The sequence below is a fragment of the Dysgonomonas mossii DSM 22836 genome, from assembly GCF_000213575.1.
GTDB classification, from domain to species: Bacteria; Bacteroidota; Bacteroidia; order Bacteroidales; family Dysgonomonadaceae; genus Dysgonomonas; species Dysgonomonas mossii.
In genome coordinates, this window is sequence record NZ_GL892005.1 from 199,294 (window position 1) to 225,898 (window position 26,605).

Here is a 26,605-nt window from a genome sequence, read left to right on the forward strand (position 1 = left end):
TAGCAGATACGCTTATGGCACTCACGTTTGAAAATAAAATGAAAGTTCGCGACTACGAATGCGATTCACAAGGGGTGGTTAATAATGCTATATATCTGCATTATTTTGAAGCTACACGTCACGAGTTGATGGAGAAGTGCGGATTGCGTTTGCGTGATCTCACCGAAGCGAATATACTACCTGTGGTGCGTAATGTAAATATTAGCTATCGGAATTCTTTACGGGGATCGGAAGAATTTGTGTGTAGTATTAAGATCATGCGCAAAGGTGTTCGGTATCTGTTTCATCAACAAATTGTCCGTGTGCCCGACAACACTTTGTGTGCCGACGCTGTTATAGAGGTAGTTTGTTTGATTAATAGTAAAGTGGCAAAGCCGGATATATTTGATAAGGCCTTTGCCGATTATATAAATTGGGAATAAGAAAAAATGAATTCAAAAATAACATTATATGTTGCCCGTCACGGCAAAACGTTGATGAATACTCTTGATAGAGTTCAAGGGTGGTGTGATTCTCCTCTTACTGATGAGGGGATTGATGTAGCCCGTTATTTGGGACATGGTCTCAATGATGTGGTATTTAGAACCGCATATTGCAGTGATCTTCGCAGGACAAAACAGACCGTAGAGGTTATTCTGGAAGCCAAAGGGCAAAAAGATATACCTGTATATGAGTTTTCCGGACTACGTGAGGCGTGTTTTGGTGGTTTCGAAGCCGACTTCAACCATACGATGTGGAATAGTGCGGCTCTTTATCTGCATTACACATCTGTAGATGCAATGTATAAAGATATATTAGCGAAGAAAATTAACTACAGGGATGTGTTGAATGCCATACAAAAAATTGATAAGCTGGGAATGGCTGAAAATTTTACTCAGGTAGAACAACGTACTCAGGCGAGCCTGAAAGAGATTGCCGAAAAGGAGATCCGAAAAGGAGATGGTAATATCCTTGTTATATCCCACGGAATGAGTATATTGGCAATGCTTCTTAGCTTAGGAGGCGACAAATTATTTACTAAGCCACTGGATAATGCAGCGGTATGCAAAGTCACTTATCAGAATGGTGAATTTACAGTAGAGTCGATGGCTGATATGAGTTATGTAGAAAAGGGTAAACTGATGATAGGAGTAGAGGTGTAAAAACTTCTACTCATTCAATAATTTATTAAGAAAGTCGTCGAATTCACGATCAAACTTTTCCATCAGGTCGTTGTCTAACTTGATTGTCGAATCTTCGTTTATCAGCAACAACTCTTCTATTACCTCAAGATTGTCGTCGGCATAGTTTACAGAAAAAGGCTTGTATAAATCTAAAGATGAAAACATTTCTTCTTTATCCAAGTCTTCTGTAACTTCTCGTAGAATAGAAATAACCTTATCGTCGCTCAACTCTTCAACTTTATCTACCCAGTCGAAAATAACGATTTCAGCGACTTTGTTCTCTTCATCATCATAGAATGCAACTTCACCACTTTCTTTATCTACAGTAATAAATACATCGGTGAGTGAGCTGCCTTGGTAATCTTTTGATAGGATATCTATTGCCTCTACAAAAGTGCTTCTGATCAGTGATGACGGGCTTTTACGAACTTCTTCCATTGGCTTTTTTTCAGCTACAAAGTTATTTTATACGAAAGTACGAAAAATATTCTATTATCCTATTTCTTTGGATTTCAAAATGTATTACAATAATTCATTTATCCATTCCTTCATTTTGTTTGGCTCCATCGAATTACTCTTATATTTCAGTGTTCCTGACTTATCATAAATGAGATAGGTTGGAACTCCTATTAATTGTAAATCATTTTTGAGATAATCCCATGTTTTTTCGTCCAGATAATAATGTTCACCTCCTATTTGTGAAACTTTTTCTTCCCAAGTCTTTCGTACAGAAGTATCGTTTGTTATATATACAAATACAACATCTTTTCCTGTTAATTCTTTTTTTACAGGTTCTATTTGTTTCATGTTTTTCAAACATGGACCACACCACGTTGCCCAAAAGTCAATGAAAACTACTTTGCCTTCATATTTTTGTAATATTGTGCTTATCAACAGTTCTTTTGAAACTTTGGGTGTTTCATTAATCTTAAAATCTTTCGAAGAGCTATCGGATTGAATGAGTTTTATTACTTTACTGTTCTCCGTAAATAACATCTCAGAGAAAGCTTCTTCTTTATAATAAGATTTTATATCTTCTTTTTGCGATCCACTCAGAGGCTTTAACTCATTTAATTGCTTTGTATATGCATTTAGAATTAACATTTTGTCGAAAAAAGAATGATCATTATCAATAATATATTTTACAATCGAGTCTGTTTTATCTTTCCACACTTCAAGAGAGTACATATCAATAGGAGGTATTCCAATGTTGTTGGTATTTAGTAAGTTTTGTATTAATATTTGATAGGAAGGCGAGTATAGATAATATGGGTTGTTCAACTTTAAGTATTTCAATATAGAATAATACGAAATATCAGGCTTGGTTGGCGTGTAATTACTCTCGTCGTCATGTAACTTATATTTATTCTTTATTGTTTGAGAGTAGTTTAAAATATAAAAATTAGAAAAAAGAGCTTTTAACTCACAGCCCATAATAAGCTTCAAGTTTTCAGATAAGTCACTTCTTTCTTCCAGCTTTTCTAGGATGTTAGATAATGCTTTCTTACTAATTTGTGCATATTCGTTAGGGGTAATATTGTAATCATTTACATCTACACCAAAATCTTTACCCATACATATTTCCAGCAGCTTGTCTCCCATGTTCATATAATTAAACGGAGGACTTAGGCTGTTTTCTATACTGACGTGCTTTTCGCCATTATTATCAAAAGAAATATTAAGCTTTGTATTTTCATTTGGTAACAGATATATAAGCCCACTGTAAATAGGAGATTCTATAACGCACAGGCTAACTGCAAATATGGGTATGTTGAAATTAAATGTGCCGTCGTCTTCAATTGGTATTTCAGAGCCAATATTGTCGAAGCCTATTCTATTTATTCGGATATTAAGTGTTTCAGTTTTTTGTTCTTTTGGTATATTTCCGAGTATCTTTCCTGAAAGAGTTCCTACCCCATATTTAAATTCAGGGATGGGTAGCTGTGCATGAATAATACATGTGTATAAAACCCAAAAAGCAACTAAAACAATAAGCTTTTTCATCGTGTTAATATTGGCTACTTGGAACTATATATTAAAATCCAGAATATGTTCACCTGTTTTTAGTGTATTATGTATTCTGATTTCTGCATTTTGCTGTACTAATGAATATGGTACCACACTCTTTGTCAGCCAAGCGTTACCTCCGATGGTAGAGTCGTGTCCTACAACGGTATTACCTCCCAAAATTGTTGCTCCTGCATATATAACCACATTATTTTCGATGGTGGGATGCCTTTTTTCGTTCGCTAATCCTTTAGTTACAAATAAAGCTCCGAGAGTAACGCCTTGATATATTTTTACATTATCGCCGATGATTGTTGTTTCGCCGATAACGATCCCTGTGCCATGGTCTATATAAAAGGCTTTTCCTATCTCTGCACCGGGGTTAATATCTATCCCCACTTTCGAGTGTGCGTATTCAGAAAATAAACGAGGAATAATAGGCGTTTTCATCTTGTAGAACTCATGCGATATACGGTAAACTACCTGCGCAAAAAAACCGGGATAAGTTAAGATTACCTCTTCTATCGATTTTGCAGCCGGATCGTTTTTGTAATATACTTCCGCTTCGTCATATAGTTGGTCTTGTAGTTCCGGCAGATGAGAAATGAATTTTCCGACAGTTTCTTCTGCTTGAGCCCTATCCAGCAAAGCCGAAATATTCTCCACCATAATGGAGTAAAAATAATACAGCTTTTTCTCTCTCGATTTCTCCTGATCGCAAATTGGAAATAGTACACGGTGTATCAATGTGTTCAAAGCATCTTCCAGTTCTATTCTGTTAATTGGTAAATGTTTTGATTCTGCTCTTAATTTATTCGCTATTTCGTAAATATTAGTCATGATTTTCAGTGTTGTGGAAAACAAAAATAAGAATTAAAACAATATCTCTGGAAATTTGATAATGTTAAATTATTATATGTTATAAATCATGCTATTATAGGTGAATTTTTTAAAAGTAAATTGATATAAATAACTTCTTTATTTATATTTTTGTATAGTAAAGTAACCGACCTAATCCTTTATATTATGAATATTAATGACATTTTATCATCTTTAGAGGCAAGACATCCAGGAGAATCCGAATTCTTGCAAGCAGTAAAAGAGGTGCTTGTATCCATCGAAGATGTTTATAATCAACACCCCGAATTTGAAAAGAACCGGATTATAGAACGTCTGGTAGAGCCGGATCGTATATTCACATTTAAGGTACCTTGGGTAGACGACCGTGGCGATATTCAGGTGAATATCGGCTATCGGGTACAATTCAATAATGCAATTGGCCCTTATAAAGGAGGTCTAAGATTTCACGCTTCGGTAAATCTTTCTTCACTCAAATTCTTAGGGTTTGAGCAGACGTTTAAGAATGCACTTACTACTTTGCCGATGGGTGGAGGTAAAGGAGGATCAGACTTTAGTCCGAGAGGAAAGTCAAATGCCGAAATTATGCGTTTCTGTCAGGCTTTTATACTCGAGCTTTGGCGCAATATTGGCCCTGATACAGATGTCCCTGCTGGAGATATAGGTGTGGGTACTCGCGAGATAGGTTATATGTATGGTATGTACAAAAAGCTGGCTCGTGAAAATACCGGTACTTTTACCGGAAAAGGATTGGAATACGGAGGTTCATTGGTACGTCCTGAGGCTACAGGATTTGGAGCTCTTTATTTTGTGAATGAAATGCTTAAAGCAAAAAATATAGACATTAAAGGTAAGACTGTTGCTGTTTCAGGCTTTGGAAATGTAGCGTGGGGTGCAACACTCAAAGCTACCGAGCTGGGAGCAAAAGTGGTAACTATTTCCGGGCCTGACGGTTATATCTATGATGCAGACGGAGTGAGTGGAGAAAAGATAGAATATATGCTTGAGTTGCGCGACTCGGGTAATGACATTGTAGCACCTTATGCAGAGAAATTCCCGAATGCAGTATTCCATGCAGGCAAAAAACCTTGGGGTGAAAAAGTGGATATTGCTTTACCATGTGCTATACAAAATGAATTAAACCTTCAGGATGCTCAGGCCTTGATAGCTAATGGAGTGACTTGTGTAGCCGAAGTGTCTAATATGGGCTGTACGGCAGAGGCTGTAGACTTTTTCATCGAGCAGCATGCGCTCTTTGCTCCGGGTAAGGCTGTGAATGCAGGTGGTGTTGCTACATCAGGTTTAGAAATGAGTCAGAATGCGATGCATATACAATGGGGTGCCGAAGAGGTTGACCAACGTTTGCATGGTATTATGAAAAATATACATGGACAATGTCTCAAATTTGGAAAAGACAACGGTGAATATATTAATTATGTGAAAGGGGCAAACGTTGCCGGATTTATGAAAGTAGCCCGAGCAATGATAGCGCAAGGAGTAATATAATAACTGATTTTGTAAATCAATCGATTGAAAAGCCTTTTAAATTCATGTAATTTAGAAGGCTTTTTTTTATTTGTAGCAGGCAATTGCATTATTATGATATTATCCATAACTAGGTGGACGGAAATTATTTGTTTCTTTCCGTATGGTAAGTGAGATCAGCATTAAAAAAATATATTCTTAATTACTTCCTCAATTATTGAATTTTTACTTACTTTGCGATTCAAAGTGAGGTGTTTATACTAAATTTCATATATGGTAAAGAAACTGTTGAAATGGGCTAAAAGAATTATCATTTTTCTTTTTCTGTTCAGTATATTTCAAGTCGTTTTATTCAAATTTGTTCCTGTATACTATACTCCGTTGATGGTATGGAACAATATGGGACAATTGTTTTCGGGAGAAGCTGTCGTTTGCCATCACAAATGGGTTTCGATAGATAAGATTTCGGGTTACCTACCACTTGCCGTAGTAGCTTCCGAAGATAACTTATTCCTCGACCACTCAGGATTCGATTTCGATCAGATAGAGAAGGCTTTGAATGAGGCTGAAAAAGGAAAGCGACAGAGGGGCGCAAGTACAATCAGTCAGCAAACAGCTAAGAATGTTTTTCTTTGGTCGGGTCATTCATATATTCGCAAAGGGCTGGAAGTATATTACACATTTCTTATAGAACATATCTGGGGTAAAGAACGTATCATGGAGGTCTATCTCAATTCTATAGAGATGGGCAAAAATATATACGGTGCTGAAGCTGTCGCTCAAGTGAATTTCAGGAAATCGGCAAAAGCTCTTACAGCAGGCGAATCGGCGCTGATAGCGGCAACGCTTCCTAACCCTATCCGATTTAATTCGGCTAAACCATCGGCTTATATACAAAGGCGTCAGGCTAAAATATTAGATCTGATGTGGAAAGTAAAGCCTGTAGAATTTGATAAAGAGGATAAAAAGGAAGTAAAGAAGAATGTGAAGAAAACTAAGAAGTAAACAACCTGCCTTATGAAACTAAACGGAGCTATACAAACAGAAGAGAAGAAATTTTTGTGTGTTCCGATTAATACCGCTATACTTCTTGCATGTATATATAAAGAGGCTTGAAAACTCATAGGCTATGTGCCTGCGAAATATTGATGAGAAATTAATTGTATATTAACAGTAATGAGCTGATTAATATAAAAAAGAGAAAGATTCAATCTTTCTCTTTTTTATTGTTTAAGCTCAATCTCTTATTTCTTTACAGAGAATTTATAGATTGTTTCGCTGGTATATTTTTCACCCGGACGTAAAGTTGCCGAAGGCCAATCCTTTTTGTTCGGTGTATCAGGATATTTTTGAGTTTCTAGACAAACGGCAGCACGGTGTTGATTTGCCTTACCTTTTTTACCTTTGTCCTTACCATCCATAAAGTTGCCGGCATAGAATTGCAGACCCGGTTCGGTAGTATATGTTTCCAATACTATTCCTGTTTTAGTCGATTCTAATGTAGCTGCTATTTTATTGATGTCTCCACCTGTATTTAATACCCAGTTGTGGTCATACCCTTTTCCGTTTTTCAACTGAACAAAGTCATAATTGTCTATTCTTGCACCAATAGCAGTTGGTGTGCGGAAATCCATATCTGTTCCTTCTACAGGAAGTATCTCGCCTGTAGTCATAAATGTAGAGTCTACCGGAGTATAATTGTCAGCATTCAGCATGAGTAGCCAATCCGTATTTTTTGAATCCGGATCTCCATCCATATTGAAGTATGTATGGTTTGTCAGATTTACCACCGTTGGCTTATCTGTTTCAGCTTCGTACTTGATGTCAATAGCGTTGTCATCTTTCAATGTATAAGTGATTTTGGTCTTTAAGTTTCCCGGAAAACCTTCCTCGCCATCTTTCGAAAGATAAGTCAGTTCGATTGTTTTATCATCTATTTGATTGGCATCGAATACTACAGTATGAAAGCCTTTGTCGCCACCATGCAGCGTGTGACCAAAGTTGTTTTTAGGCAAGTCATATTTTACACCGTCAAGTTCGAAAGTTCCGTTTCCGATTCTGTTTCCGTAGCGTCCTATTGCCGCTCCGTAATTATTTCCGGGTACATTAATATAATCTTGTATAGAGTCGAACCCGATTACGACATCTTTCTTATTGCCATCCTTGTCCGGTACAAGTACAGAAACAATGCGTCCCCCGTAATTGGTAACGCATACTTCCATTCCATTTGTGTTTTTCAAGACAAACAGGCCTACTTTTTTTCCATTTACTTCTGTTTCAAAATTCTTTTTGTCGAGTCCCGACTCAGTCAATTGGCTTACGGGAGCTTTTTCTGTACAACTAACAGCCAACAGTAATACTGTTAATACAGCTAAACACGTTTTCTTCATAACTTAGATTTAATTATTATTTAAGAGGATTTGCTTTTACTCCTTCGTTGGTGATAACCACAGGTTTTATATATCCATTTTCGTCGAACTGCATTTCATCGATACAGGTAACTCTATGATTGCCGTCTGTCTCCGTAAGAGGGCGACGATGATATACGATATACCATTTGTCCGACTTCGGTTCATGTATCACAGAGTGGTGTCCTGCTCCTGTAGCTACTTTCGGATCTTGCTGTAGAATCTTGCCTATGCGTTTGAATGGGCCGAACGGACTGTCTGCAATGGCGTAAGCTACGCTATAGTTAGGGCCTGTCCATCCGCCTTCCGACCACATAAAGTAGTATTTATTGTTATGTATAAACATAAATGGACCTTCTACATAGTTTTCGGGTGTTACTTCTTTATAGATTGTTCCATCTTCGAATGGAACTAAGCCTGTGAAGTCATTATTCAATTTGGCAACGTTACAATGTTTCCAACCTCCATAATAGATATAGTAGCTACCATCTTTATCCTTAAACACAAACTGATCGATAGGCTGTGCTCCATTATAGAACTTGTCGATCAGGGGTTTGCCAAGGTAGTCTTTGAATGGACCTTCCGGTTTGTCGGCAACAGCTACACCAATGCCGCCATACTCGTTATCACTTTGTATATCATTCCCTCCAAAGAAAAGAAAATACTTGTTGTCTTTTTTGAGAATTGCCGGAGCCCACATGGCTCGTTTAACCCATTTGACAGATGCTGTGTCGATTATCCGTTCGTGTTTAGTCCAGTTTACGAGGTCTGGCGATGAAAAGGCATCCATAAAGACTTGCTCGTCATATGGTGCAGAATAAGTCGGGTATACCCAATATTTGTCATCAAAGATTATGCCTTCAGGGTCGGCATACCATCCTTCAACGATTGGGTTTCCTGCGGTGACTTTTTGTTCAGGGTTGGCTTGCTTGGGCGTACAAGCCTGCATGATAGAGAGACATGCAAAAATAAGTAAATAATTGTTTTTCATTTAATAATACATTTTTTATTACCGAACCATAAAAATAGGACTTTTTTGATTAGAAAGATTGAGTTTTTATAATATTTTGATTTTTGTAGTTAAAAAGTTATCTTTGTTGAGATCAAGATAAGCAAAATTTATCGTACGAAAAATCACAGTGTCCAACCTCTAAAATCCAGACGAAATCATGGCTTCTTTATATACTTTTGATGAGATATTGAGTATAGTAAATACAGAGATAAAAAAGATAGAATACAGTTCTGCACCTAAGTCTCTTTTCGAGCCAATATCTTATATCCTGTCACTTGGAGGGAAACGTGTTCGTCCGGCATTATCCCTTATGTCTTACAACCTGTATAAAGAAGATGTGGAACGTGTGATCCCAATTGCTCTGGGAATAGAGATATTTCATAATTTCACATTGCTTCACGACGATTTGATGGATAGAGCCGATATGCGTAGGGGAAATCCAACGGTGCACATCAAATGGAATGACAATACTGCTGTATTATCCGGCGATGCTATGTTGATAGAGGCATATAAAGAGATCGCAAAGATAGATTCCCAATATTTAAAGCCTGTTTTAGATTTATTTTCTACTACTGCAACCGAAATATGTTGCGGGCAGCAATACGATATGGAGTTTGAGCAACGTATGGATGTAACTATCGCTGAATATTTGGAGATGATACGTTTGAAGACTGCCGTGCTCTTGGCTTGCTCACTAAAGGAAGGCGCTATTGTTGCCGGAGCCTCGGCTGAGGATGCTGAAAATTTATATAATTATGGCATTCATGTAGGACTCGGTTTTCAGCTTATGGACGATCTGCTTGATGTTTACGGAGATAGCTCCAACTTTGGAAAGAAAATAGGAGGAGATATCCTTTGCAATAAGAAAACCTTCTTGTTTATCAATGCTCTATTGAGCGAAGAAGTGAAAGATGATCTGATTAACTGGGTTAATAAAGAGAATTATGATGCTTCGGAGAAAATAAAGGCTGTGACAGCCATATATAATAAACTGAATTTGAAACAGAAGTCAGAAGATCTTATAAATGATTACTATAAGCAGGCAGTGACATGTCTGGATAAAGTAAGTATAGATGCCTCACGGAAAAAAGAGCTTTACAAATTAGCAGAAAGCCTCATGACAAGAATTTCATAACACAAAACATTACAACTATGCCTTACAGACGCTTACCCAATACCGATAATGCTCGGATAAGGGCTTTGAAAACGGCAATAGAAAAGAGCAATACATTTTTTAGTCAGAATGTAATTACTCTGGATATTTACAAACTACAACATTTACTACGCAACTTTGAAACAGCTCAAGTAAGATATCGTGATAGCCTCGAAGTACAGGCCGCCGCTAACCGTAAATTTCAACGATTAGTAAAAAATGCAAGATTGTATATATCTCATTTTATACAAGTTTTCAACTTCAGTGTTATCCGCAATGAGATAAAAAAAGAAGTGAAACAACTATATGGGATTGATCCGAGCGATTTTACTGTACCCGATCTTACCAGCAACGATTCACTACTCTTTTGGGGTGAGAATATAATAAAAGGAGAACAGACCCGCATCTCGCAAGGAGGAACGCCGATCTACAATCCTACAATTGCTCGGGTGAACGTAGCTTTTTCGCTGTTTAAAGATGCATATTTTGCACAAAAAACATATCAAAATACAACATCCCGCCAGCTGGAAACCTTAAGTCAGCAACGCGAAGATATAGACGCTACCTTGACTTTGGTATGGAATCAAATAGAGAAAGCCTTTGCTAGTTTGCCCCCAAAAGAACGGTTGGAGAGGTGCAAAGAGTACGGAGTTGTATATTATTTGAGAAAAGAAGAAAAAGAAAAATTTGAGAACCAGACAGATTGAAATGAGAATTATTGATACGCACTCACATATTTATTCTGAAGAATTTGACAACGATATAGACGATGTTATTAAACGGGCAAAACAAGCTGGAGTTGAAAAAATATTGTTACCTAACATCGATGCTTCTTCTATAGATCGCTTACATAATATATCTGATAGATATGCAGGATACTGTATATCGATGATGGGGTTACACCCTACCAGTGTAGGCGAAAACTGGGAAGAGGAATTGGATATTATCCGAAAAGAGCTTTCTAAACGCACGTATATTGCAATTGGTGAAATCGGGATTGATCTTTATTGGGATAAAACCTTTGAGGAGCAGCAAAAACAAGTGTTTGAAGAACAACTGCGTTGGAGTATCGAATATGATTTGCCTGTAGCGATACATTCAAGGGATGCAATAGCCGAATGTATATCCTGCATTAAGAATGTAGGCGAACAGCACTTAAGAGGAGTATTTCATAGTTTTGGAGGAACGGTAGAAGAGCTTGACGGGATTCTTTCGTTGAAGAATTTTATGTTGGGTATCAACGGTGTTGTTACATTTAAGAATTCTACATTGCCAACCGTTCTTAAAGAAACGGATTTGTCTAATATAATCATCGAAACAGATTCTCCTTATTTGGCTCCCGTTCCTTACAGAGGAAAAAGGAATGAGTCTTCTTATACGTTGAATGTTGTAACTAAGCTAGCCGAAATATATGGTTTACCAGCCGAAGAGGTTGGACAAATTACAACAGAAAATGCTGAAAAGCTTTTTGTTCTTAAATAACAGACTCTTAATATAAGCCAACTTTTTGGTGTAAAATAAAACAGCCCTACCGAGAAATTAATCTTTGTAGGGCTGTAAGTTTAATATCGTTGTTATTACATTTCCAAGTCTATATCAAACAATTCGTGCCAAGGCAAACCTTGTTTGTTTAGTTGTTCCATAAACGGATCCGGATTAAATTCTTCAACATTGAATACGCCCGGTTTGCGCCACAAGCCTTTCATAAACATGATACCGCCTATGGTAGCCGGAACTCCTGTCGTATAGCTTACTCCCTGTGTGCCTGTTTCTTTGTAAGCATCTTCGTGCGAACAGTTGTTGTACACATAGTAGGTGCGTTCTTTTCCATCTTTGATTCCTTTTATGCGGCATCCGATAGAAGTTTGTCCTTTATAGTTTTCTCCAAGTTCGCCCGGATCAGGCAACACGGCTTTCAGGAATTGGATTGGAACAATCTCAACACCATTGTAAATAATAGGGTCGATGCGTGACATACCGATATTTTGAATTACACGAAGATGAGTAAGATACTCTTGTCCGAATGTCATCCAAAAGCGAGCTCTTTTCAGAGTCGGAAAATTTTTCACCAAAGATTCCAGTTCCTCATGATAGATAACATATGATTCTTTTGGCCCAATTTCAGGATAATTCAATGGCTTGTGTATTTCGTGCGGCTCAGTTTCTACCCATTCTCCGTTTTCCCAGTATTTACCTTTTTGGGTTACTTCACGGATATTGATTTCCGGGTTGAAGTTTGTCGCAAAAGCTTTTCCATGATCTCCGGCATTGCAATCTACAATGTCAAGATAATGTATCTCATCGAAATGATGTTTAGCTGCATAAGCAGTAAATACACTTGTTACACCGGGATCAAAACCACAACCTAATATTGCAGTAAGCCCCGCTTTTTTAAATTTATCCTGATATGCCCATTGCCATTTGTATTCGAATTTGGCTTCTTCCTTCGGCTCGTAATTAGCAGTATCAAGGTAGTTTACCCCACATGCCAGACATGCGTCCATAATGGTAAGATCCTGATAAGGTAACGCCACATTGATCACAAGTTCAGGTTTAAAGGAATTGAATAGTTTTTTCAGATCCTCCACGTTGTCAGCATCTACCTGTGCTGTTTGTATCTTGTTGCCGCCTATGGCCGCAGCAATAGCATCACATTTCGATTTTGTACGGCTGGCAAGCATTATTTCGGTAAACACATCCATGTTTTGTGCGACCTTATGTGCAACTACGGTTCCGACTCCTCCGGCTCCGATAATTAATACTTTTCCCATGTCTCTATTTTTATTTATTGATAATTATTTTGTACAAACTGTAATTTGTCTATTTCAAAGTTCAAAGATATTCTAAAAATAATCATTAGGATATTTCTTTTCTTGAAAACGATCATATTCTTCTTTATAAATGTCAATATTTCTGTTAAGAATATCTATAAACTCTTTCTTTGTTCTAAAACCATCCTGAATATCATGGGCTCTTGATTCTATTGTCTCAATGCTCTGCATATATCGCTGGCATTTGTTCCAGACTTTATTATTTATGGTTAAATTAGGTTTAAAAAAAATAAGTTTACTTATAAAATCTGCCAACAAAAATACTATTAAATATTAATATTGCTTATATTTGTCTTCGGCAATTGATAGAGGGGTCTGGTACCATATTGATTTCGCATAGATACCTCAAGCTTTTATTAATTCACACAAAATCCCTGTAGATAAGGAGGTTTTTGAAATATTTATAGGATTATATCATTATAGTTCTTCCTACCTTATTTAGTTAATAAGGCTTTATTTGTTGAAGCAAAAGAAATTAGAAATAAACAATATAAATACAAAAGCTTATGTCACAATTAGTCGGGCACATATCCCAGGTTATCGGGCCGGTGGTGGATGTATTTTTTGATACAGCCAATCCATCCCTAAACCTGCCGCAGATCAATGATGCCCTTGAAGTTAAAAGACCTGATGGTCGCTCTTTGATTCTCGAAGTAAAGCAACACATAGGCGAAGACACAGTGCGTGCCGTAGCTATGGACAGTACAGACGGATTAAGCCGTGGGCTTGAAGCGGTTCCACTGGGATCGCCTATCAGAATGCCGATCGGTGACCATGTAAAAGGACGTCTGATGAACGTTGTAGGTAACTCTATCGATGGAATGAAGCCTTTGAGCAATCAAGGTGGTGCGCCTATCCATAGAGAGCCGCCTAAGTTTGAAGAACTGCAAACAACGCGCGAGGTGTTATTCACCGGAATCAAAGTAGTGGACTTATTAGCTCCATACGCAAAAGGAGGTAAGGTGGGGCTATTTGGCGGAGCCGGTGTGGGTAAGACAGTATTGATTATGGAACTTATCAACAATATTGCAAAGAAACATAATGGATATTCTGTATTTGCCGGAGTAGGAGAGCGTACCCGTGAAGGTAACGACTTGCTAAGGGAAATGATAGAATCAAACGTTATCCGTTATGGAGAAGAGTTCAAGAAAAGCATGGAAGAAGGTAACTGGGATTTGTCGAAGGTTGACTACGACGAACTTCAGAAGTCACAGATCTCGCTTGTTTTCGGTCAGATGAACGAACCGCCGGGAGCCCGTGCCGATGTAGCCCTTTCGGGGTTGACTATAGCCGAGTCTTTCCGTGACTCGAAAGCTGAAGGTCCTAAAGATATCTTATTCTTTATCGATAATATATTCCGTTTTACTCAGGCAGGATCTGAGGTGTCGGCCTTGTTGGGACGTATGCCGTCTGCCGTAGGGTATCAACCTACATTGGCAACAGAGATGGGTGCCATGCAGGAACGTATTACTTCTACACAAAACGGATCCATCACTTCGGTGCAAGCCGTGTATGTGCCTGCCGACGACTTAACAGACCCGGCTCCGGCAACAACATTCTCTCACTTGGATGCCACAACGGTGCTCGATCGTAAGATTACCGAAATGGGAATTTATCCGGCGGTAGACCCTCTAGGTTCCAGCTCTCGAAGCTTAGACCCGAACGTTGTAGGTCAGGAGCATTACGATACAGCTCAACGTGTGAAGCAAATATTGCAGCGCAACAAAGAGCTTCAGGATATTATTGCAATTCTCGGGATGGAAGAGCTTTCGGATACCGACAAGCAGACTGTAAACCGTGCGAGACGTATTCAACGATTTTTGTCTCAACCGTTTAATGTTGCAGAACAATTTACAGGTGTTCCGGGGGTAATTGTTGATATTCAGGATACAATCAAAGGCTTCCAGAGAATTCTGGACGGTGAAGTTGATCACCTCCCTGAACAAGCATTCTTGAACGTGGGTACAATAGAAGATGCAATAGCTAAAGGCGAGAAGATTCTTGCGCAAGTTGCAGGATAAAGAATTTATATATGAAAAAATCAGAACTTCAACTAAATATTATCTCACCCGAGGCTAAGCTATTCTCCGGAATGGTTGCTTCGGTTGTAATTCCGGGGATTCAAGGCAGCTTCGGGGTTTATCCCGACCATGCTCCTTTGATCTCGGCCTTGCAGAAGGGAGTTATTACCTATACCGAAAACGGTGTGGAAAAATCTCTCGAAGTAGGCGGTGGCATGGTGGAAGTGAATAATGGGGTTGTGACAATCTGTGTATCTTAAAGGGATGGATGTAAAAGTAAAATTAATTCTTTCTATTACCCTGTTTGGGATTGTTACAGGAGCTCTTATACAGGCTTTGCTCAACTATCAGTTTCCTGAGTTTTATCCCAAATGGTACGAAGGTATTCTGGCTTTCTTTATAATACTAGAGTCATTGATTGTCTTGTATGCATACTCATCAAGCCGGAAAGCGACACAAAGGCAAATGCTGAATGTGTACATGCTGACTAAAGTAGTTAAAGTATTCGCCTCGCTTATCTTCATCGCAACCTATGTCGTGGTAATAAAAGAAAATATTAAAAGCTTCGTCCTTATTTTTATGATTTTCTATCTTCTTTTTCTAGCCTTCGAGGCATATTTGTTTCTAAGGATAGAAAAACGGTTAAAGAAAAAACAACAATAGTATGAAACACTATTTAAAATACATTTTAACTTCAGTTCTTTTGCTTACCGTAATGGGCTTTCAACCTCTGGCAGCAGAAAACGCACATGAGGCTCAGCCCGAAAAAGAATTGAACGTTAAAGAACTTATTCTCGATCACCTTGCTGATGCATACGAGTGGCATTTAACTTCGTTTGGCGATACACATATTTCCATACCGTTGCCAATCATCGTGAAAGGGGAGACTTCAGGCTGGCATTTTTTTATGTCATCTAAGTTCCATCATGGGCATGAGGCATACGAAGGATTTTATATTGCACAAGAAGGTAAGTATAAAGGTAAGATTGTAGAAAAAAATGCTTCGGGTGAAGAAATACGTCCTTGGGACTTTTCGTTGACGAAGAATGCAACCAGTTTGATAATCAGCTCTACACTTCTTATAATCATAGTCCTAAGTGTATCTAAATGGTACAGAAGACAAGCTAAGACGGGAGAGAAGAAAGCTCCGAAAGGTTTTGTCGGGTTTATGGAGATGTTTATAATCAGTGTGCAGGACGATATCATTAAGCCGTGTGTAGGGAAAAATTACAGAAAATTTTCTCCCTATCTGCTTACTGTTTTCTTTTTCATCTTGTTCAACAACCTATTGGGATTGATACCCCTCTTTCCGGGAGGTGCAAACGTGACAGGTAATATTGCAGTCACTTTGGTGCTTGCCGTGTTTACATTCTTCACCGTGAATCTTTTCGGATCGAAAGAATACTGGAAAGAAGTATTTTGGCCCGATGTGCCTACCTGGCTCAAGGTGCCGATACCTATCATGCCTGCAATAGAACTGGTGGGGGTATTTACAAAGCCTTTTGCGTTGATGATTCGTCTCTTCGCTAATATACTTGCAGGACACTCTATTGTATTGGGTCTTACCTGCTTGATATTCGTTACGGCAAATCTAGGAGCGGTGATCAATAGCTCGATGACTGTTGTCTCTGTATTGCTGACTATATTTATCAGTCTGGTAGAAATATTAGTCGCATATATTCAGGCTTATGTGTTTACTATGCTGTCGGCCGTATTTATCGGTTTGGCACAAATAGAGCCACATCATCATGCAGAAAAACATTAATATTAAAAGTAAATTAACAATTGAATAATTTTAAACTAAAGAATTATGTTACTATCAACTTTATTACAAGCAGCAGAAGCTGCAACAAGCTTAACAGGTTTTGGTGCTGCACTGGGTGCAGGATTAGCTGTAATCGGAGCAGGTATCGGTATTGGTAAAATCGGTAGTTCTGCTATGGAAGGGATAGCCCGTCAGCCGGATGCAGCAGGAGATATTCGTACGTCTATGATTATCGCCGCAGCTCTAGTAGAAGGGGTAGCTTTGTTTGCTGTTGTAGTTTGCGGATTTATTCTATAAATTAGTAAATAGATATGAATTTACTATTACCTGAATCCGGCCTTCTTTTTTGGATGCTCCTATCTTTTATAGTAGTTTTCTTCGTTCTGGCCAAATTTGGTTTCCCTGTGATAACCAAAATGGTTGAGGAACGCAAAAACTATATACAAGATTCGTTGGATGCAGCCCAGAAAGCCAATGAGCAATTGGCTTCGATAAAAGAAAAAAGTGATGAGATACTTTCATCAGCTAAGGCAGAACAGGTGAAAATCTTGAAAGAGGCGGCTGATACACGCGATCGTATTATAAACGAAGCACGTGAACAAGCCAAGATAGCCGGGGCAAAGGAAATGGAAGAAATAAGAAAGCAGATCCAAATGGAAAAAGATCAGGCTATACGCGACATTCGTCGTCAGGTAGCTGAACTATCTGTGGATGTTGCCGAAAAAGTTCTTCGAGATACCTTGAAAGACCCTAAAGAACAAATGTCAATGATTGATCGCCTAGTGGATGAAGCTATGGTATCTAAATCTTAATCAACTGTTATGAATGAAGGGATGATTTCTAAGCGATATGCTAAAGCTCTGTTGCTATATGCAGTGGATCAGAAAGCGGAGGATGTATTGTTTGCCGAGATGAAAAAGGTAGCATCGTCATTTGTCCGCGAACCCCGTTTGCGTATGGCAATGGATAATCCTACGTTGAATGCCGAAGATAAGCTTGCGCTGGTAAAGGCTGCTGTGGGCGCAAAACCGAGTAACGAGTATATTCGTTTTGCCGAGCTGGTAGTGAAAAAAAGACGTGAAATGTATCTTCGAAATATTGCGCTCAGTTACATCGATTTGTATTGTGAAGCCAAACATATCAATACCGGGAAGCTAGTTACTGCTACCCCTGTGGATGATGCTACAAAACAGAAGATGAAAAGCTTGCTACAGAAAATTAAACCGGGGACGCTTGATTTTGAAACAAGTGTAGATCCGGATATCGAAGGAGGCTTTATTCTCTATATCGACACATACAGGTTGGATGCCAGCGTAAAAAGTCAGTTGAAGCGTATCAAGCAAAAGTTTGTCGCCGAAAACAGTAAGATTGGATAATAGATACTCTACCTATTTGAAAAGAGCTATCCACGTATAGCTTTATAGTAACTTATAATTTGAATAAAATATGTCTGAAAATATAAAAGCAAGCGAAGTCTCCGATGTGCTGAAAATGCAGCTAGAGAGTATCAGTAGCCGCGTACAGTTCGAGGAGGTGGGTACAGTTCTCTATGTAGGAGATGGTGTTGTTCGCATATACGGACTTAAAAATGCAGAGGCAAACGAACTTCTTGAGTTCGACAACGGTATTATGGCTGTTGTGATGAACTTGGAAGAAGATAATGTCGGTGCTGTATTGTTAGGCCCGTCAGACCAGATAAAGGAAGGATTTACCGTAAAACGCACAGGCCGTATTGCATCCATCAATGTGGGTGAAGGCATGTTAGGGCGTGTAATCAATCCTCTGGGTGAGCCTTTGGACGGAAAAGGCCCGATTGCCGGCGAACTGCTGGAAATGCCACTGGAACGTAAAGCTCCGGGGGTAATATACCGTCAGCCTGTAACCCAGCCTCTACAGACCGGATTGAAATCTGTGGATGCTATGATCCCCATCGGACGGGGGCAACGTGAGCTTATCATCGGTGACCGCCAGACAGGTAAAACTGCCATTGCGATAGACACCATTATCAATCAAAGAAGCAATTATGATGCCGGAGACCCTGTATACTGTATTTATGTAGCCATCGGTCAGAAAGCATCTACAGTTGCCAATATAGTAGAAACACTAAAAGAAAAAGGTGCGCTTGACTATACGGTTGTAGTTTCGGCTACAGCAGCCGAGCCGGCAGCAGTTCAGTATTTTGCTGCGTTTGCAGGTGCTGCTATCGGAGAATATTTCCGCGACACAGGACGTCATGCCCTTGTGGTATATGATGACTTGTCGAAACAGGCGGTTGCATATCGTGAAGTATCCTTGATTCTTCGTCGTCCACCGGGACGTGAAGCCTATCCGGGTGATATCTTCTATTTGCACTCCCGTTTGTTGGAGCGTGCGGCCAAAATTATTAACCAGCAGGAAGTTGCCGAACAGATGAACGACCTACCGGCAAGTCTTAAAGGAAAGGTAAAAGCGGGAGGTTCTCTTACTGCCCTTCCTATTATCGAAACTCAGGCCGGTGACGTATCTGCGTATATTCCTACCAACGTTATCTCTATTACCGACGGACAAATATTCCTCGATATAGATCTCTTCAATGCGGGTATGCGTCCTGCCATCGATGTGGGTATATCTGTATCTCGTGTGGGAGGTTCGGCCCAGGTGAAAGCGATGAAAAAAGTCGCCGGAACATTGAAGATTGACCAGGCTCAGTATCGTGAATTGGAAGCATTTACCCAGTTTGGTGGCGATATGGACCCCGTTACGGCAATGACTATCGATAAAGGTAAGAAGAATACAGTATTGCTGGTTCAGCCTCAGTATGCGCCGGTACCTGTTGAAAAACAGATCGCCATACTGTATTGCGGAACAAATGGCTTGCTTCGTCAAGTGCCGGAAGATAAAATACATGAGTTTGAAACCGAATTTCTGAGAACATTGGAAATGCAATATCAAGCTGATGTGCTGGATGTCCTGAAAAAAGGAGTCATCAACGAAGATGTGGAAACTAAAATCAGGAAAGTAGCCGCGGATATTGCTTCTCAGTACAAAAAATAATGAATTATGGCATCTCTTAAGGAAATAAAAAATAGAATTGGCTCTGTAAAAAGTACCAAGAAGATTACTTCTGCAATGAAGATGATAGCTTCATCTAAGTTGCACAAGGCGCAAAATGCAATCAGCAACTTCTTGCCTTATCAGCAGAAGTTGGATGTCATTCTGACTAATCTTCTGTCTTCTGATACAAGCTATGAGTCTCCTTTTATCCAAAAAAGAGAAACAAAGAGAGTCGCTATAGTTGGTTTTGCTTCCAATTCTTCGCTTTGTGGTGCATACAACTCGAATGTAATAAAAGAGTTTAGTACCGTTTACACTAACAAGAAAGAAGAGGTAGGAGCAGGGAATATCTTAGTATATCCTATCGGTAAAAAATTGGCCGAGGCCCTGAAGAAACAGGGAATAGTGGCGCAAGGCGATTACAGGGATATGGCTGATAAGCCTACCTTCTTAGCCGTACAGGATCTTGCCAAAGAACTGATAAAGAAATATATTGATGGAGAAATAGATGAGGTGATCTTAATTTATCATCATTTCATATCTACCGGATCGCAGAAATTAAAGAAGACACAATTCCTTCCTTTCGATTTGGAAAGCGCTAAGCCTGAAAGTCAGCAAGACGAAAATATGTTTGCCGACTATATTCTTGAGCCATCGAAAGAGGAAATTCTCGACTCTTTAATTCCTACCGTGCTTTATTCACGCTTGTATGCTGCTTTACTAGACGCGAGTGCATCGGAACATGCCGCACGTATGATTGCTATGCAAATAGCATCAGACAATGCCGACGAACTGGTGCAGGATCTGACTATTCAATACAACAAGTCGCGTCAACAAGCTGTTACAAACGAATTGTTGGATATTATCGGTGGTGCTTCGGCATTGCAGTGATAGGAGAAAATTCTTTATAAAATATAGCCCCGGACTTTTATAGTTTGGGGTTTATTTTTTTAGTTTTTTTGATTCGTAAAAAATTGTATCTCAAAAAAAGTGACTACCTTTGTTGTAATATATAGAGAATTATGATGGAAAAAATAGCTTATATGCAACAGTATTATTTTCACGACAGTGGTTCCTGTATTTCCAATGAATTATTATTGATATAGATAGTATCCTCGAAGAAGTATTCTTTTTCGGGGATTTTTTTTGAAATAAATTGTCTTATATAGAGATCTTTGCGGTAATTGACAGATAATAGAAAAGTAACAATAAAAAACAGTTGTAAAACTGTCACTTTTACATACGCTTCGCTCCTGTGACCGCTGGTTGTCACCTTTTGGTGTGTATGGTGTTGTTTGTTAGCTGTTTGTGGTTTTGTGGAATGTGTCACTTTTTTACTGCTATCTTTTTGTTGAATATGAATTTTACTCTTACAAAATATAAATAGTTATGTGCAATAAAAGCTTGGTTTCAATTACAGATTATTCGAAGGAAGATATTCTGAGAATACTGAATCTGACTAAAAAATTTGACGAGCAACCTAATCGTAGGTTATTGGAAGGCAAAGTGTGTGCTACACTTTTTTTTGAGCCGTCGACACGGACACGCCTTAGTTTTGAGACTGCAGTAAACCGCTTGGGCGGGCGTATCATAGGCTTTTCTGATGCGGCTACTACCAGTTCATCGAAAGGAGAGACGCTGAAAGATACGATTCTGATGGTAAACAACTATGCCGATATTATAATCATGCGACACCATTTGGAAGGGGCTGCACGTTATGCTTCGGAGATTTCTTCTATACCGATCATTAATGCCGGAGATGGAGCCAATCAGCACCCTACGCAGACAATGCTTGATATCTATTCTATATTTAAGACACAAGGTACTCTCGATAATCTGACAATAACGATTGTTGGTGACCTGAAATATGGTCGTACTGTGCACTCCCTGATCATCGGGATGTCACACTTCAACCCAACTTTTATATTTGTTGCACCCGAAGAACTGCATCTTCCCGATCCGTATAAAGCCTTCTGTGATGAACATGGAATAAAGTATTCGGAACACACGGATTTTGATTCGGAGGTGATAGACAAAGCGGATATCCTGTATATGACACGTGTGCAGAGAGAACGTTTTACCGACCTGATGGAATATGAAAAGGTGAAGAATGTGTATATTCTCAAGAATGATATGTTGGCAGGAGCAAAAGACAATCTGAAAATATTGCATCCCCTGCCTCGTGTAAACGAGATACAACAGGATGTGGATGATAGCCCTAAGGCTTATTACTTCGAACAGGCTAAGAACGGAATGTTTACCCGTGAGGCTGTGATATGTGATGCGTTGGGTATAGAAGTTGAATAAATAAAATATCAAGATATGAATGAACGTAGAAAAGCAATGCAGGTAGCAGCATTATGCAACGGAACAGCCATAGATCATATTCCTCCCAGCGTAGTGTTTAAAGTAGTATCATTGTTGGAGCTCGAAAAGCTGGATAATCCTATTACAATCGGAAATAATCTGGAAAGTAAGAAGATGGCTTCAAAGGGAATTATCAAGATCACAGGTAAATATTTTGAAGAAAGCGTGATCAATAAGATTGCGATCATAGCACCGAATGTAGTTCTTAATATCATTAAAGATTACGAGGTTGTAGAAAAGAAGAGGGTGGTTTTACCTAAAGTAATCAATGGAATTGTAAAGTGCAACAACCCGAAGTGTATTACAAATAATGAGCCTATGACTACACGTTTTGAGGTTATTGATTGTAACAACACAGAGCTGCGTTGTCATTATTGTAATATTAAAATTCAGAAAGACGAGATTATCCTGAAATGAAGCAAGATTGGAAGCCGGGAACACTGATATATCCTTTGCCTGCTGCCATGATAAGTTGTGGAAGCACTCCCGAAGAATATAATATTATTACTCTGAGTTGGCTCGGTACTATCTGTACCAATCCCCCGATGTGCTATATTTCGGTAAGACCCGAAAGGCATTCGTATGAAATTATAAAGCGGGATATGGAGTTTGTAATAAATATAACAACAGAGGATCTTGCTTTTGCAACCGACTGGTGCGGCGTGAGATCGGGTAAGGATTTCAGTAAATTTGACGAAATGAAACTTACTCCGGGGAAGGCATCAATTGTTCGGGTTCCCATCATCGAAGAGTCTCCTTTAAATATCGAGTGTAGAGTACGGGAGATACTGAGTTTAGGTTCGCATGATATGTTTATCGCCGATGTGGTAAATGTGAAAGCTGATGAAAAGTATATTGATCCGGAAACTGGAAAGTTTAGTCTCGAAAGTGCTAAACCGATTGCATATTCTCATGGTCAGTATTATGGCTTAGGGGAAAAGATCGGAGGTTTCGGCTGGACTGTCAGAAAAAAGAAAGAGGAGCTGTAATCTTAGTTCCTCGGTTCTCTTTTTGACTTTTCGGATCTTTGCTTTTTCCTATACTCATAAGGAGGCGTGGGATTCTTCAAACTCCAGATATTCAACTTCTGTTGTCGGGCTGTTTTCTCCAATTCTTCGAGTATCGGGTCTTCAACATAATGGTCGTAGTACCATGCTAAACCTTCTTTGACCATCTCCTGATTTAAATTCAACTCGTCGAGATAAACGATACCTAAAGTTCTATCATATTGATCGATACCCTTTTTCTCAACTTTTACGGTTTTCCCGTAGCATAGGTCGTTTAAGTAGGTTCTGGCTTTGCTGCTGAAGCCTTGTCCTTTTTCGGGAGCATCTATGCCATAGAGTCGCACTTTTATTCGTTCCTTGCTATCTGTCAGGATGGTCATTGTATCACCATCTGCAACACTGACTACCTTTCCTTTTATTGTTTCGGCGGGTTCAGTGGAAGGCTGGTTACAGGAGATAAAGAGTAATAGTATGAATATAAATTTTCTCATTCGTTATAAAAGTTCATTTTTATCTTTAAATAGAATTAGCATATTATGAACTAGAGATCTAAATTAACTAAAAAGAGACAGAAAGAAATAATTATTTCTAATATATTGTCTTTACTGCTTTTATCGATAAGCTAGTAGATAGATAAATGATTGAATGAATAAACCTTATAAAATAAGTTGTCAGAGTTGTTAAAATATATAGGGAGAAATAAACGAAAAATAAAAATGATTTCATAGATTTGTCTAAATCTATCAATATAAAATTACATATTATGAAAAAATTAGTTGTATTCGCATCTGTTGTCTTTTTGTTTTCGTCTTGTGCTACAATATTTACTCCATCTAAGCAAAGTATAACGTTCTCGGGGATTGAAGGTACAAAAATTTATGATGCAAGTAATAATGTGAAATTAGCAGAAATAGGAAGTGACAAAACTGCGACTATCTCCGTTAAAAAGAAAATGAGCGACAAGCAACTGTTGGCTAAAAAAGAAGGATATAAGACATTGCCTTTTATCTTAGAGTCTACTTTCAATACGACCTCTCTATGGAATATCCTATTTTGGCCTGGTTTTATTGTAGATTTAGGAACAGGACAGATGAACAAATGGGATAATACTAGTATCAATCTTGATCTTGAAAAAGATGATTCAGCATCCAAATAAATAGAAATCTATAAAATAGAAAAAAGGACTGAATTTTATTTTAGTCCTTTTTTTTATTCTTGATAATCATTGTTTTAAGCGGAGAGGAAGAGATTCGAACTCTCGATACCCTTTAGGGGTATACACGCTTTCCAGGCGTGCCTCTTCAACCACTCGAGCACCTCTCCTTTGTCCTCTGGTTGTAGCGTGTGCAAAGATAAAGGATATTTTTGAATTGACAAGAAGAGTGAAAGTATTAGTCGTTTAGGGGGATGATTTTAGAAGGCTTTGAAGTGTTTACAACCGGTATAGCTTTATTTACAATACGAGAAATCGGAATAGCTTTGGCTTGGCTTGTTGTATATCCTAAAAAAGAGTTATCTTTGTATCCGATATTGTTTAGACAAATGTTTCGCATAATTTGTTTTTCAATGTCTAAGTCTGATATTAAAGAGTTTGATGTCAGGCGAAAACAAACCAACGGGGCTGACTGGCTTTGACAGCGAGATGAAGTGGTTTGTAAGCATGCAGTGCGTAGTCGGCTGGCACTATAATCTCAGACGTCACAAATTTAACTGGCAATAACAATTACGCTCTTGCTGCTTAATCGAAGTATAGTAGATTCTAGCTTAATCCTTGCACAGGTGTAAGGACAAGACATCACCCGGAAGCTGTGGCTTCGAAGCGTGCCGATCAGGTGGTGCAGACAAATCGGAGATAGGATAGGGGAGGCTTTGGCCCTTATCTGAAATAAAAAAGCTAAGGTTTGAGTTGGTGGCTTCGGTCTTGCTCATTCACGAAAACTTAAGCGAAGATAAGCATGTAGAAAGCAAATTAGTTCCTTGTTTGGACGAGGGTTCAAGTCCCTCCAGCTCCACTATTTTAGTGAAAAATCCAAATCCGTGTAAATTCTGTTTATACGGATTTTTCTTTTTTTAGGCAATACCAGAACATCACCTCAGAGCTACTCTGTAGTCTACAAAAAATAAATATCAGTTTTCAAGTTTCATTCATATAATTAAAAGACAAAAGTTAATCTCAATTTTTACTTTTTTATATATCTTTAAGGTCTAGCACTTTTTCTTTTTTGTAGAAAGGGTTAAATCTAAAATCATATTTACTTCAGTTAATATAAATGGATGTTACAACCCTGATTTTGTAGTCACCAAGAAGGATATTGACGTCCTTATTCCCAAAGTGGAATTGCTGAGGAATATCACAAAAAGGATTTGTGAGGAGAAGATTGGGGAGTATGGGGGGATGGAGTGAATAAATAACTTAACAATAGTATATGAATTCATCTTATTATCAGAATCAAGTATTAAAACTTGAAAAAGAGTTATCCGATCTGCAAAAGAAGATTACGGACGAAACAAAGAAAGAATTTGAAAAACAGCGTCAAATAGAAACAATAAGTAGGTCTATAACTAAAAACACACCTATCTTGATGCAACAAAGTAAACAACGACAAATTACTAATTATCAAAAAACTATTATAGATATAAAGAAAAAGGTTGTTGATTTACAGAAAAAATTAGCATTAAAAAATATTGAGCTTCAAAAGAAGAAAATAGAACTAACAAAATCAGAAAGCCAAGAACAAAAGAAGCGCTTAGCTGAAGATGAAAAATATAGAAAAGAACAGGCTAGAAATATAGAAATGATGAATAGAACCTTAATTCAGCATGATTCTGCTATTACTGAACTACAGTTACTTCCTGAAAAGATAACTGTTTTATTTCTTGCCTCTAATCCAATAGATATTCAGCAGTTAAGTTTAGATGAAGAAGTACGCGATATACGAGAAATGATCTTGAAATCTAAACATCGAGATTCAGTTAAACTCGAATCTTGTTGGGCAGTAAGAACAGGAGACCTTCTCCAAGCAATAAATGAATTTGAACCAACTATTGTGCATTTTAGTGGACATGGATCACCTCAAGACGAGCTTGTGCTAATGAATAATCAACGACAAGCAAAGTTAGTGCCCTTAAAAGCAATAATTCAGGTAATGAGTTTTGCAAATGATAATTTGAGACTAGTTTTCTTTAATACTTGTTTTTCAAAAACTCAAGCTCAAGAGATTGTTAAGTTCATTGATGTTGCTATAGGTATGCGTACTTCTATATCTGATGAAGCGGCAAGAATCTTTTCAGCTCAATTTTATTCTTCATTAAGTTTTGGACTTTCTGTAGGAAAAGCATTTAATCAAGCAAAAGCAGCATTACTAATAGAAGGCATAGAAGAAGAGGATACGCCTGAATTATTTACAAAAGATGAAAAAGACCCCAATGAGATATTTATAATTGCAAATTGATTTTTAAAGGAATCAATTAATTATTTTAGGACAAGATGTTTTA

General features: G+C 38.3%; 31 protein-coding genes, 1 tRNA gene and 1 other RNA gene. 23 read left to right on the forward strand and 10 right to left on the reverse strand.

Features of this window, described 5'->3' with window-relative positions:
* The first annotated feature begins 14 nt into the window (after positions 1-14).
* Both HMPREF9456_RS04400 and HMPREF9456_RS04405 read left to right on the forward strand, forming a co-directional pair.
* The gene (locus tag HMPREF9456_RS04400) at positions 15-422 is read left to right on the forward strand and encodes an acyl-CoA thioesterase (RefSeq protein WP_006842261.1); all 408 of its coding nucleotides are present in this window, start codon (positions 15-17) and stop codon (positions 420-422) included.
* A gap of 6 nt (positions 423-428) precedes the next feature.
* Positions 429-1,142, forward strand: a complete 714-nt coding sequence (locus HMPREF9456_RS04405; RefSeq protein ID WP_006842262.1) for a histidine phosphatase family protein — start codon at positions 429-431, stop codon at positions 1,140-1,142.
* 6 nt (positions 1,143-1,148) lie between these two features.
* On the opposite strand, the gene HMPREF9456_RS04410 is transcribed toward HMPREF9456_RS04405, so the two are convergent.
* From HMPREF9456_RS04410 to epsC, 3 genes are all read right to left on the reverse strand, one after another.
* Complete coding sequence (locus tag HMPREF9456_RS04410) at positions 1,149-1,601, reverse strand: hypothetical protein (RefSeq protein ID WP_006842263.1); 453 nt, start codon at positions 1,599-1,601, stop codon at positions 1,149-1,151.
* 84 nt (positions 1,602-1,685) lie between these two features.
* Positions 1,686-3,167 carry a TlpA family protein disulfide reductase gene (locus tag HMPREF9456_RS04415; protein ID WP_006842264.1) on the reverse strand — a complete coding sequence of 494 codons (1,482 nt, stop codon included), beginning with the start codon at positions 3,165-3,167 and terminating at the stop codon, positions 1,686-1,688.
* Between the two features lie 24 nt (positions 3,168-3,191).
* Complete coding sequence (gene epsC / locus HMPREF9456_RS04420) at positions 3,192-4,010, reverse strand: serine O-acetyltransferase EpsC (protein WP_006842265.1); 819 nt, start codon at positions 4,008-4,010, stop codon at positions 3,192-3,194.
* A 186-nt stretch (positions 4,011-4,196) separates the two neighbouring features.
* Between epsC and gdhA the strand changes: the two genes are divergently transcribed.
* Positions 4,197-5,534 carry an NADP-specific glutamate dehydrogenase gene (gdhA, locus tag HMPREF9456_RS04425; protein ID WP_006842266.1) on the forward strand — a complete coding sequence of 446 codons (1,338 nt, stop codon included), beginning with the start codon at positions 4,197-4,199 and terminating at the stop codon, positions 5,532-5,534.
* Between the two features lie 252 nt (positions 5,535-5,786).
* Positions 5,787-6,518: a monofunctional biosynthetic peptidoglycan transglycosylase gene (gene mtgA / locus HMPREF9456_RS04430; protein ID WP_006842267.1), complete on the forward strand. Its 732-nt coding sequence runs from the start codon at positions 5,787-5,789 to the stop codon at positions 6,516-6,518.
* A gap of 239 nt (positions 6,519-6,757) precedes the next feature.
* On the opposite strand, the gene HMPREF9456_RS04435 is transcribed toward mtgA, so the two are convergent.
* Together HMPREF9456_RS04435 and HMPREF9456_RS04440 are read right to left on the reverse strand one after the other, a co-directional pair.
* Positions 6,758-7,903, reverse strand: a complete 1,146-nt coding sequence (locus HMPREF9456_RS04435; protein ID WP_006842269.1) for an aldose epimerase family protein — start codon at positions 7,901-7,903, stop codon at positions 6,758-6,760.
* A 16-nt stretch (positions 7,904-7,919) separates the two neighbouring features.
* A complete protein-coding gene (locus tag HMPREF9456_RS04440) occupies positions 7,920-8,912 on the reverse strand; it encodes a glycoside hydrolase family 43 protein (RefSeq protein WP_006842270.1) in 993 nt (330 codons plus the stop codon).
* 178 nt (positions 8,913-9,090) lie between these two features.
* On the opposite strand from HMPREF9456_RS04440, the gene HMPREF9456_RS04445 reads away from it, so the two are divergent.
* The 3 genes from HMPREF9456_RS04445 to HMPREF9456_RS04455 are packed head-to-tail and all read left to right on the forward strand — an operon-like array spanning position 9,091 to position 11,568.
* Entirely contained in the window at positions 9,091-10,068 is a 978-nt protein-coding gene (locus HMPREF9456_RS04445; RefSeq protein WP_006842271.1) for a polyprenyl synthetase family protein, read from the forward strand.
* A gap of 17 nt (positions 10,069-10,085) precedes the next feature.
* On the forward strand, positions 10,086-10,793 hold the full coding sequence (locus HMPREF9456_RS04450) for a hypothetical protein (RefSeq protein WP_006842272.1): 708 nt from the start codon (positions 10,086-10,088) through the stop codon (positions 10,791-10,793).
* 1 nt (position 10,794) lies between these two features.
* A complete protein-coding gene (locus tag HMPREF9456_RS04455; RefSeq protein WP_006842273.1) occupies positions 10,795-11,568 on the forward strand; it encodes a TatD family hydrolase in 774 nt (257 codons plus the stop codon).
* Between the two features lie 95 nt (positions 11,569-11,663).
* Here the strand turns inward: HMPREF9456_RS04455 and HMPREF9456_RS04460 are convergent, their stop codons facing one another.
* Complete coding sequence (locus HMPREF9456_RS04460) at positions 11,664-12,857, reverse strand: saccharopine dehydrogenase family protein (RefSeq protein ID WP_006842274.1); 1,194 nt, start codon at positions 12,855-12,857, stop codon at positions 11,664-11,666.
* Between the two features lie 72 nt (positions 12,858-12,929).
* Positions 12,930-13,088, reverse strand: coding sequence for a hypothetical protein (locus tag HMPREF9456_RS04465; RefSeq protein WP_245530987.1), 159 nt, complete (start codon positions 13,086-13,088; stop codon positions 12,930-12,932).
* A gap of 335 nt (positions 13,089-13,423) precedes the next feature.
* Between HMPREF9456_RS04465 and atpD the strand changes: the two genes are divergently transcribed.
* From atpD to HMPREF9456_RS04510, 9 genes are all read left to right on the forward strand, one after another.
* Complete coding sequence (atpD, locus tag HMPREF9456_RS04470; protein WP_006842276.1) at positions 13,424-14,938, forward strand: F0F1 ATP synthase subunit beta; 1,515 nt, start codon at positions 13,424-13,426, stop codon at positions 14,936-14,938.
* 11 nt (positions 14,939-14,949) lie between these two features.
* Entirely contained in the window at positions 14,950-15,198 is a 249-nt protein-coding gene (gene atpC, locus HMPREF9456_RS04475; protein WP_006842277.1) for an ATP synthase F1 subunit epsilon, read from the forward strand.
* A 4-nt stretch (positions 15,199-15,202) separates the two neighbouring features.
* Positions 15,203-15,601 carry a hypothetical protein gene (locus HMPREF9456_RS04480; protein WP_006842278.1) on the forward strand — a complete coding sequence of 133 codons (399 nt, stop codon included), beginning with the start codon at positions 15,203-15,205 and terminating at the stop codon, positions 15,599-15,601.
* A 52-nt stretch (positions 15,602-15,653) separates the two neighbouring features.
* Positions 15,654-16,703: a F0F1 ATP synthase subunit A gene (atpB, locus tag HMPREF9456_RS04485; protein ID WP_018074767.1), complete on the forward strand. Its 1,050-nt coding sequence runs from the start codon at positions 15,654-15,656 to the stop codon at positions 16,701-16,703.
* A gap of 45 nt (positions 16,704-16,748) precedes the next feature.
* On the forward strand, positions 16,749-17,000 hold the full coding sequence (gene atpE, locus HMPREF9456_RS04490; RefSeq protein WP_006842280.1) for an ATP synthase F0 subunit C: 252 nt from the start codon (positions 16,749-16,751) through the stop codon (positions 16,998-17,000).
* Between the two features lie 14 nt (positions 17,001-17,014).
* A complete protein-coding gene (gene atpF / locus HMPREF9456_RS04495; protein WP_006842281.1) occupies positions 17,015-17,515 on the forward strand; it encodes a F0F1 ATP synthase subunit B in 501 nt (166 codons plus the stop codon).
* Between the two features lie 9 nt (positions 17,516-17,524).
* Positions 17,525-18,079 (forward strand): F0F1 ATP synthase subunit delta, encoded by a 555-nt coding sequence (locus tag HMPREF9456_RS04500; protein WP_006842282.1) that lies wholly within the window; start codon positions 17,525-17,527, stop codon positions 18,077-18,079.
* A 70-nt stretch (positions 18,080-18,149) separates the two neighbouring features.
* On the forward strand, positions 18,150-19,736 hold the full coding sequence (gene atpA / locus HMPREF9456_RS04505) for a F0F1 ATP synthase subunit alpha (protein WP_006842283.1): 1,587 nt from the start codon (positions 18,150-18,152) through the stop codon (positions 19,734-19,736).
* A gap of 6 nt (positions 19,737-19,742) precedes the next feature.
* Positions 19,743-20,627, forward strand: a complete 885-nt coding sequence (locus HMPREF9456_RS04510; RefSeq protein WP_006842284.1) for a F0F1 ATP synthase subunit gamma — start codon at positions 19,743-19,745, stop codon at positions 20,625-20,627.
* 169 nt (positions 20,628-20,796) lie between these two features.
* Here the strand turns inward: HMPREF9456_RS04510 and HMPREF9456_RS17345 are convergent, their stop codons facing one another.
* Positions 20,797-21,066 (reverse strand): hypothetical protein, encoded by a 270-nt coding sequence (locus HMPREF9456_RS17345; RefSeq protein ID WP_157382305.1) that lies wholly within the window; start codon positions 21,064-21,066, stop codon positions 20,797-20,799.
* A 59-nt stretch (positions 21,067-21,125) separates the two neighbouring features.
* Here HMPREF9456_RS17345 and pyrB point away from each other — a divergent pair, with 59 nt between their 5' ends.
* Genes pyrB through HMPREF9456_RS04525 form a run of 3 tightly spaced genes read left to right on the forward strand, consistent with a single transcriptional unit; the run spans position 21,126 to position 23,092 of the window.
* Positions 21,126-22,043 carry an aspartate carbamoyltransferase gene (gene pyrB, locus HMPREF9456_RS04515; RefSeq protein WP_006842285.1) on the forward strand — a complete coding sequence of 306 codons (918 nt, stop codon included), beginning with the start codon at positions 21,126-21,128 and terminating at the stop codon, positions 22,041-22,043.
* A gap of 15 nt (positions 22,044-22,058) precedes the next feature.
* Positions 22,059-22,520: an aspartate carbamoyltransferase regulatory subunit gene (locus HMPREF9456_RS04520; protein ID WP_006842286.1), complete on the forward strand. Its 462-nt coding sequence runs from the start codon at positions 22,059-22,061 to the stop codon at positions 22,518-22,520.
* Positions 22,517-23,092, forward strand: a complete 576-nt coding sequence (locus HMPREF9456_RS04525; RefSeq protein ID WP_006842287.1) for a flavin reductase family protein — start codon at positions 22,517-22,519, stop codon at positions 23,090-23,092. Before HMPREF9456_RS04520 ends, HMPREF9456_RS04525 begins: the two co-directional genes overlap by 4 nt.
* A 2-nt stretch (positions 23,093-23,094) precedes the next feature.
* On the opposite strand, the gene HMPREF9456_RS04530 is transcribed toward HMPREF9456_RS04525, so the two are convergent.
* Positions 23,095-23,601: a thermonuclease family protein gene (locus HMPREF9456_RS04530; protein WP_006842288.1), complete on the reverse strand. Its 507-nt coding sequence runs from the start codon at positions 23,599-23,601 to the stop codon at positions 23,095-23,097.
* Positions 23,602-23,873: 272 nt separating this feature from the next.
* Here HMPREF9456_RS04530 and HMPREF9456_RS04535 point away from each other — a divergent pair, with 272 nt between their 5' ends.
* Positions 23,874-24,266, forward strand: a complete 393-nt coding sequence (locus tag HMPREF9456_RS04535) for a hypothetical protein (protein WP_018074768.1) — start codon at positions 23,874-23,876, stop codon at positions 24,264-24,266.
* 79 nt (positions 24,267-24,345) lie between these two features.
* Here HMPREF9456_RS04535 and HMPREF9456_RS04540 read toward each other — a convergent pair.
* Positions 24,346-24,433 (reverse strand) — tRNA-Ser (locus HMPREF9456_RS04540).
* A gap of 84 nt (positions 24,434-24,517) precedes the next feature.
* On the opposite strand from HMPREF9456_RS04540, the gene HMPREF9456_RS17350 reads away from it, so the two are divergent.
* The 3 genes from HMPREF9456_RS17350 (at position 24,518) to HMPREF9456_RS04550 (ending at position 26,562) form a co-directional block, all read left to right on the forward strand.
* Positions 24,518-24,745, forward strand: coding sequence for a hypothetical protein (locus HMPREF9456_RS17350; RefSeq protein WP_018074769.1), 228 nt, complete (start codon positions 24,518-24,520; stop codon positions 24,743-24,745).
* Positions 24,728-25,125: a transfer-messenger RNA gene (ssrA, locus tag HMPREF9456_RS17010) on the forward strand. Before HMPREF9456_RS17350 ends, ssrA begins: the two co-directional genes overlap by 18 nt.
* A 411-nt stretch (positions 25,126-25,536) precedes the next feature.
* The gene (locus HMPREF9456_RS04550; protein ID WP_006842291.1) at positions 25,537-26,562 is read left to right on the forward strand and encodes a CHAT domain-containing protein; all 1,026 of its coding nucleotides are present in this window, start codon (positions 25,537-25,539) and stop codon (positions 26,560-26,562) included.
* Positions 26,563-26,605: the final 43 nt, after the last annotated feature.

Bases quoted from the DNA above. Each gene is read 5' to 3' on its own strand.
- HMPREF9456_RS04400 (WP_006842261.1), top strand. From the start codon at position 15: ATGGCACTCACGTTTGAAAATAAAATGAAAGTTCGCGACTACGAATGC.
- HMPREF9456_RS04405 (WP_006842262.1), top strand. From the start codon at position 429: ATGAATTCAAAAATAACATTATATGTTGCCCGTCACGGCAAAACGTTG.
- HMPREF9456_RS04410 (WP_006842263.1), bottom strand. From the start codon at position 1,601: ATGGAAGAAGTTCGTAAAAGCCCGTCATCACTGATCAGAAGCACTTTT.
- HMPREF9456_RS04415 (WP_006842264.1), bottom strand. From the start codon at position 3,167: ATGAAAAAGCTTATTGTTTTAGTTGCTTTTTGGGTTTTATACACATGT.
- epsC (WP_006842265.1), bottom strand. From the start codon at position 4,010: ATGACTAATATTTACGAAATAGCGAATAAATTAAGAGCAGAATCAAAA.
- gdhA (WP_006842266.1), top strand. From the start codon at position 4,197: ATGAATATTAATGACATTTTATCATCTTTAGAGGCAAGACATCCAGGA.
- mtgA (WP_006842267.1), top strand. From the start codon at position 5,787: ATGGTAAAGAAACTGTTGAAATGGGCTAAAAGAATTATCATTTTTCTT.
- HMPREF9456_RS04435 (WP_006842269.1), bottom strand. From the start codon at position 7,903: ATGAAGAAAACGTGTTTAGCTGTATTAACAGTATTACTGTTGGCTGTT.
- HMPREF9456_RS04440 (WP_006842270.1), bottom strand. From the start codon at position 8,912: ATGAAAAACAATTATTTACTTATTTTTGCATGTCTCTCTATCATGCAG.
- HMPREF9456_RS04445 (WP_006842271.1), top strand. From the start codon at position 9,091: ATGGCTTCTTTATATACTTTTGATGAGATATTGAGTATAGTAAATACA.
- HMPREF9456_RS04450 (WP_006842272.1), top strand. From the start codon at position 10,086: ATGCCTTACAGACGCTTACCCAATACCGATAATGCTCGGATAAGGGCT.
- HMPREF9456_RS04455 (WP_006842273.1), top strand. From the start codon at position 10,795: ATGAGAATTATTGATACGCACTCACATATTTATTCTGAAGAATTTGAC.
- HMPREF9456_RS04460 (WP_006842274.1), bottom strand. From the start codon at position 12,857: ATGGGAAAAGTATTAATTATCGGAGCCGGAGGAGTCGGAACCGTAGTT.
- HMPREF9456_RS04465 (WP_245530987.1), bottom strand. From the start codon at position 13,088: ATGCAGAGCATTGAGACAATAGAATCAAGAGCCCATGATATTCAGGAT.
- atpD (WP_006842276.1), top strand. From the start codon at position 13,424: ATGTCACAATTAGTCGGGCACATATCCCAGGTTATCGGGCCGGTGGTG.
- atpC (WP_006842277.1), top strand. From the start codon at position 14,950: ATGAAAAAATCAGAACTTCAACTAAATATTATCTCACCCGAGGCTAAG.
- HMPREF9456_RS04480 (WP_006842278.1), top strand. From the start codon at position 15,203: ATGGATGTAAAAGTAAAATTAATTCTTTCTATTACCCTGTTTGGGATT.
- atpB (WP_018074767.1), top strand. From the start codon at position 15,654: ATGGGCTTTCAACCTCTGGCAGCAGAAAACGCACATGAGGCTCAGCCC.
- atpE (WP_006842280.1), top strand. From the start codon at position 16,749: ATGTTACTATCAACTTTATTACAAGCAGCAGAAGCTGCAACAAGCTTA.
- atpF (WP_006842281.1), top strand. From the start codon at position 17,015: ATGAATTTACTATTACCTGAATCCGGCCTTCTTTTTTGGATGCTCCTA.
- HMPREF9456_RS04500 (WP_006842282.1), top strand. From the start codon at position 17,525: ATGAATGAAGGGATGATTTCTAAGCGATATGCTAAAGCTCTGTTGCTA.
- atpA (WP_006842283.1), top strand. From the start codon at position 18,150: ATGTCTGAAAATATAAAAGCAAGCGAAGTCTCCGATGTGCTGAAAATG.
- HMPREF9456_RS04510 (WP_006842284.1), top strand. From the start codon at position 19,743: ATGGCATCTCTTAAGGAAATAAAAAATAGAATTGGCTCTGTAAAAAGT.
- pyrB (WP_006842285.1), top strand. From the start codon at position 21,126: ATGTGCAATAAAAGCTTGGTTTCAATTACAGATTATTCGAAGGAAGAT.
- HMPREF9456_RS04520 (WP_006842286.1), top strand. From the start codon at position 22,059: ATGAATGAACGTAGAAAAGCAATGCAGGTAGCAGCATTATGCAACGGA.
- HMPREF9456_RS04525 (WP_006842287.1), top strand. From the start codon at position 22,517: ATGAAGCAAGATTGGAAGCCGGGAACACTGATATATCCTTTGCCTGCT.
- HMPREF9456_RS04530 (WP_006842288.1), bottom strand. From the start codon at position 23,601: ATGAGAAAATTTATATTCATACTATTACTCTTTATCTCCTGTAACCAG.
- HMPREF9456_RS04535 (WP_018074768.1), top strand. From the start codon at position 23,874: ATGAAAAAATTAGTTGTATTCGCATCTGTTGTCTTTTTGTTTTCGTCT.
- HMPREF9456_RS17350 (WP_018074769.1), top strand. From the start codon at position 24,518: ATGATTTTAGAAGGCTTTGAAGTGTTTACAACCGGTATAGCTTTATTT.
- HMPREF9456_RS04550 (WP_006842291.1), top strand. From the start codon at position 25,537: ATGAATTCATCTTATTATCAGAATCAAGTATTAAAACTTGAAAAAGAG.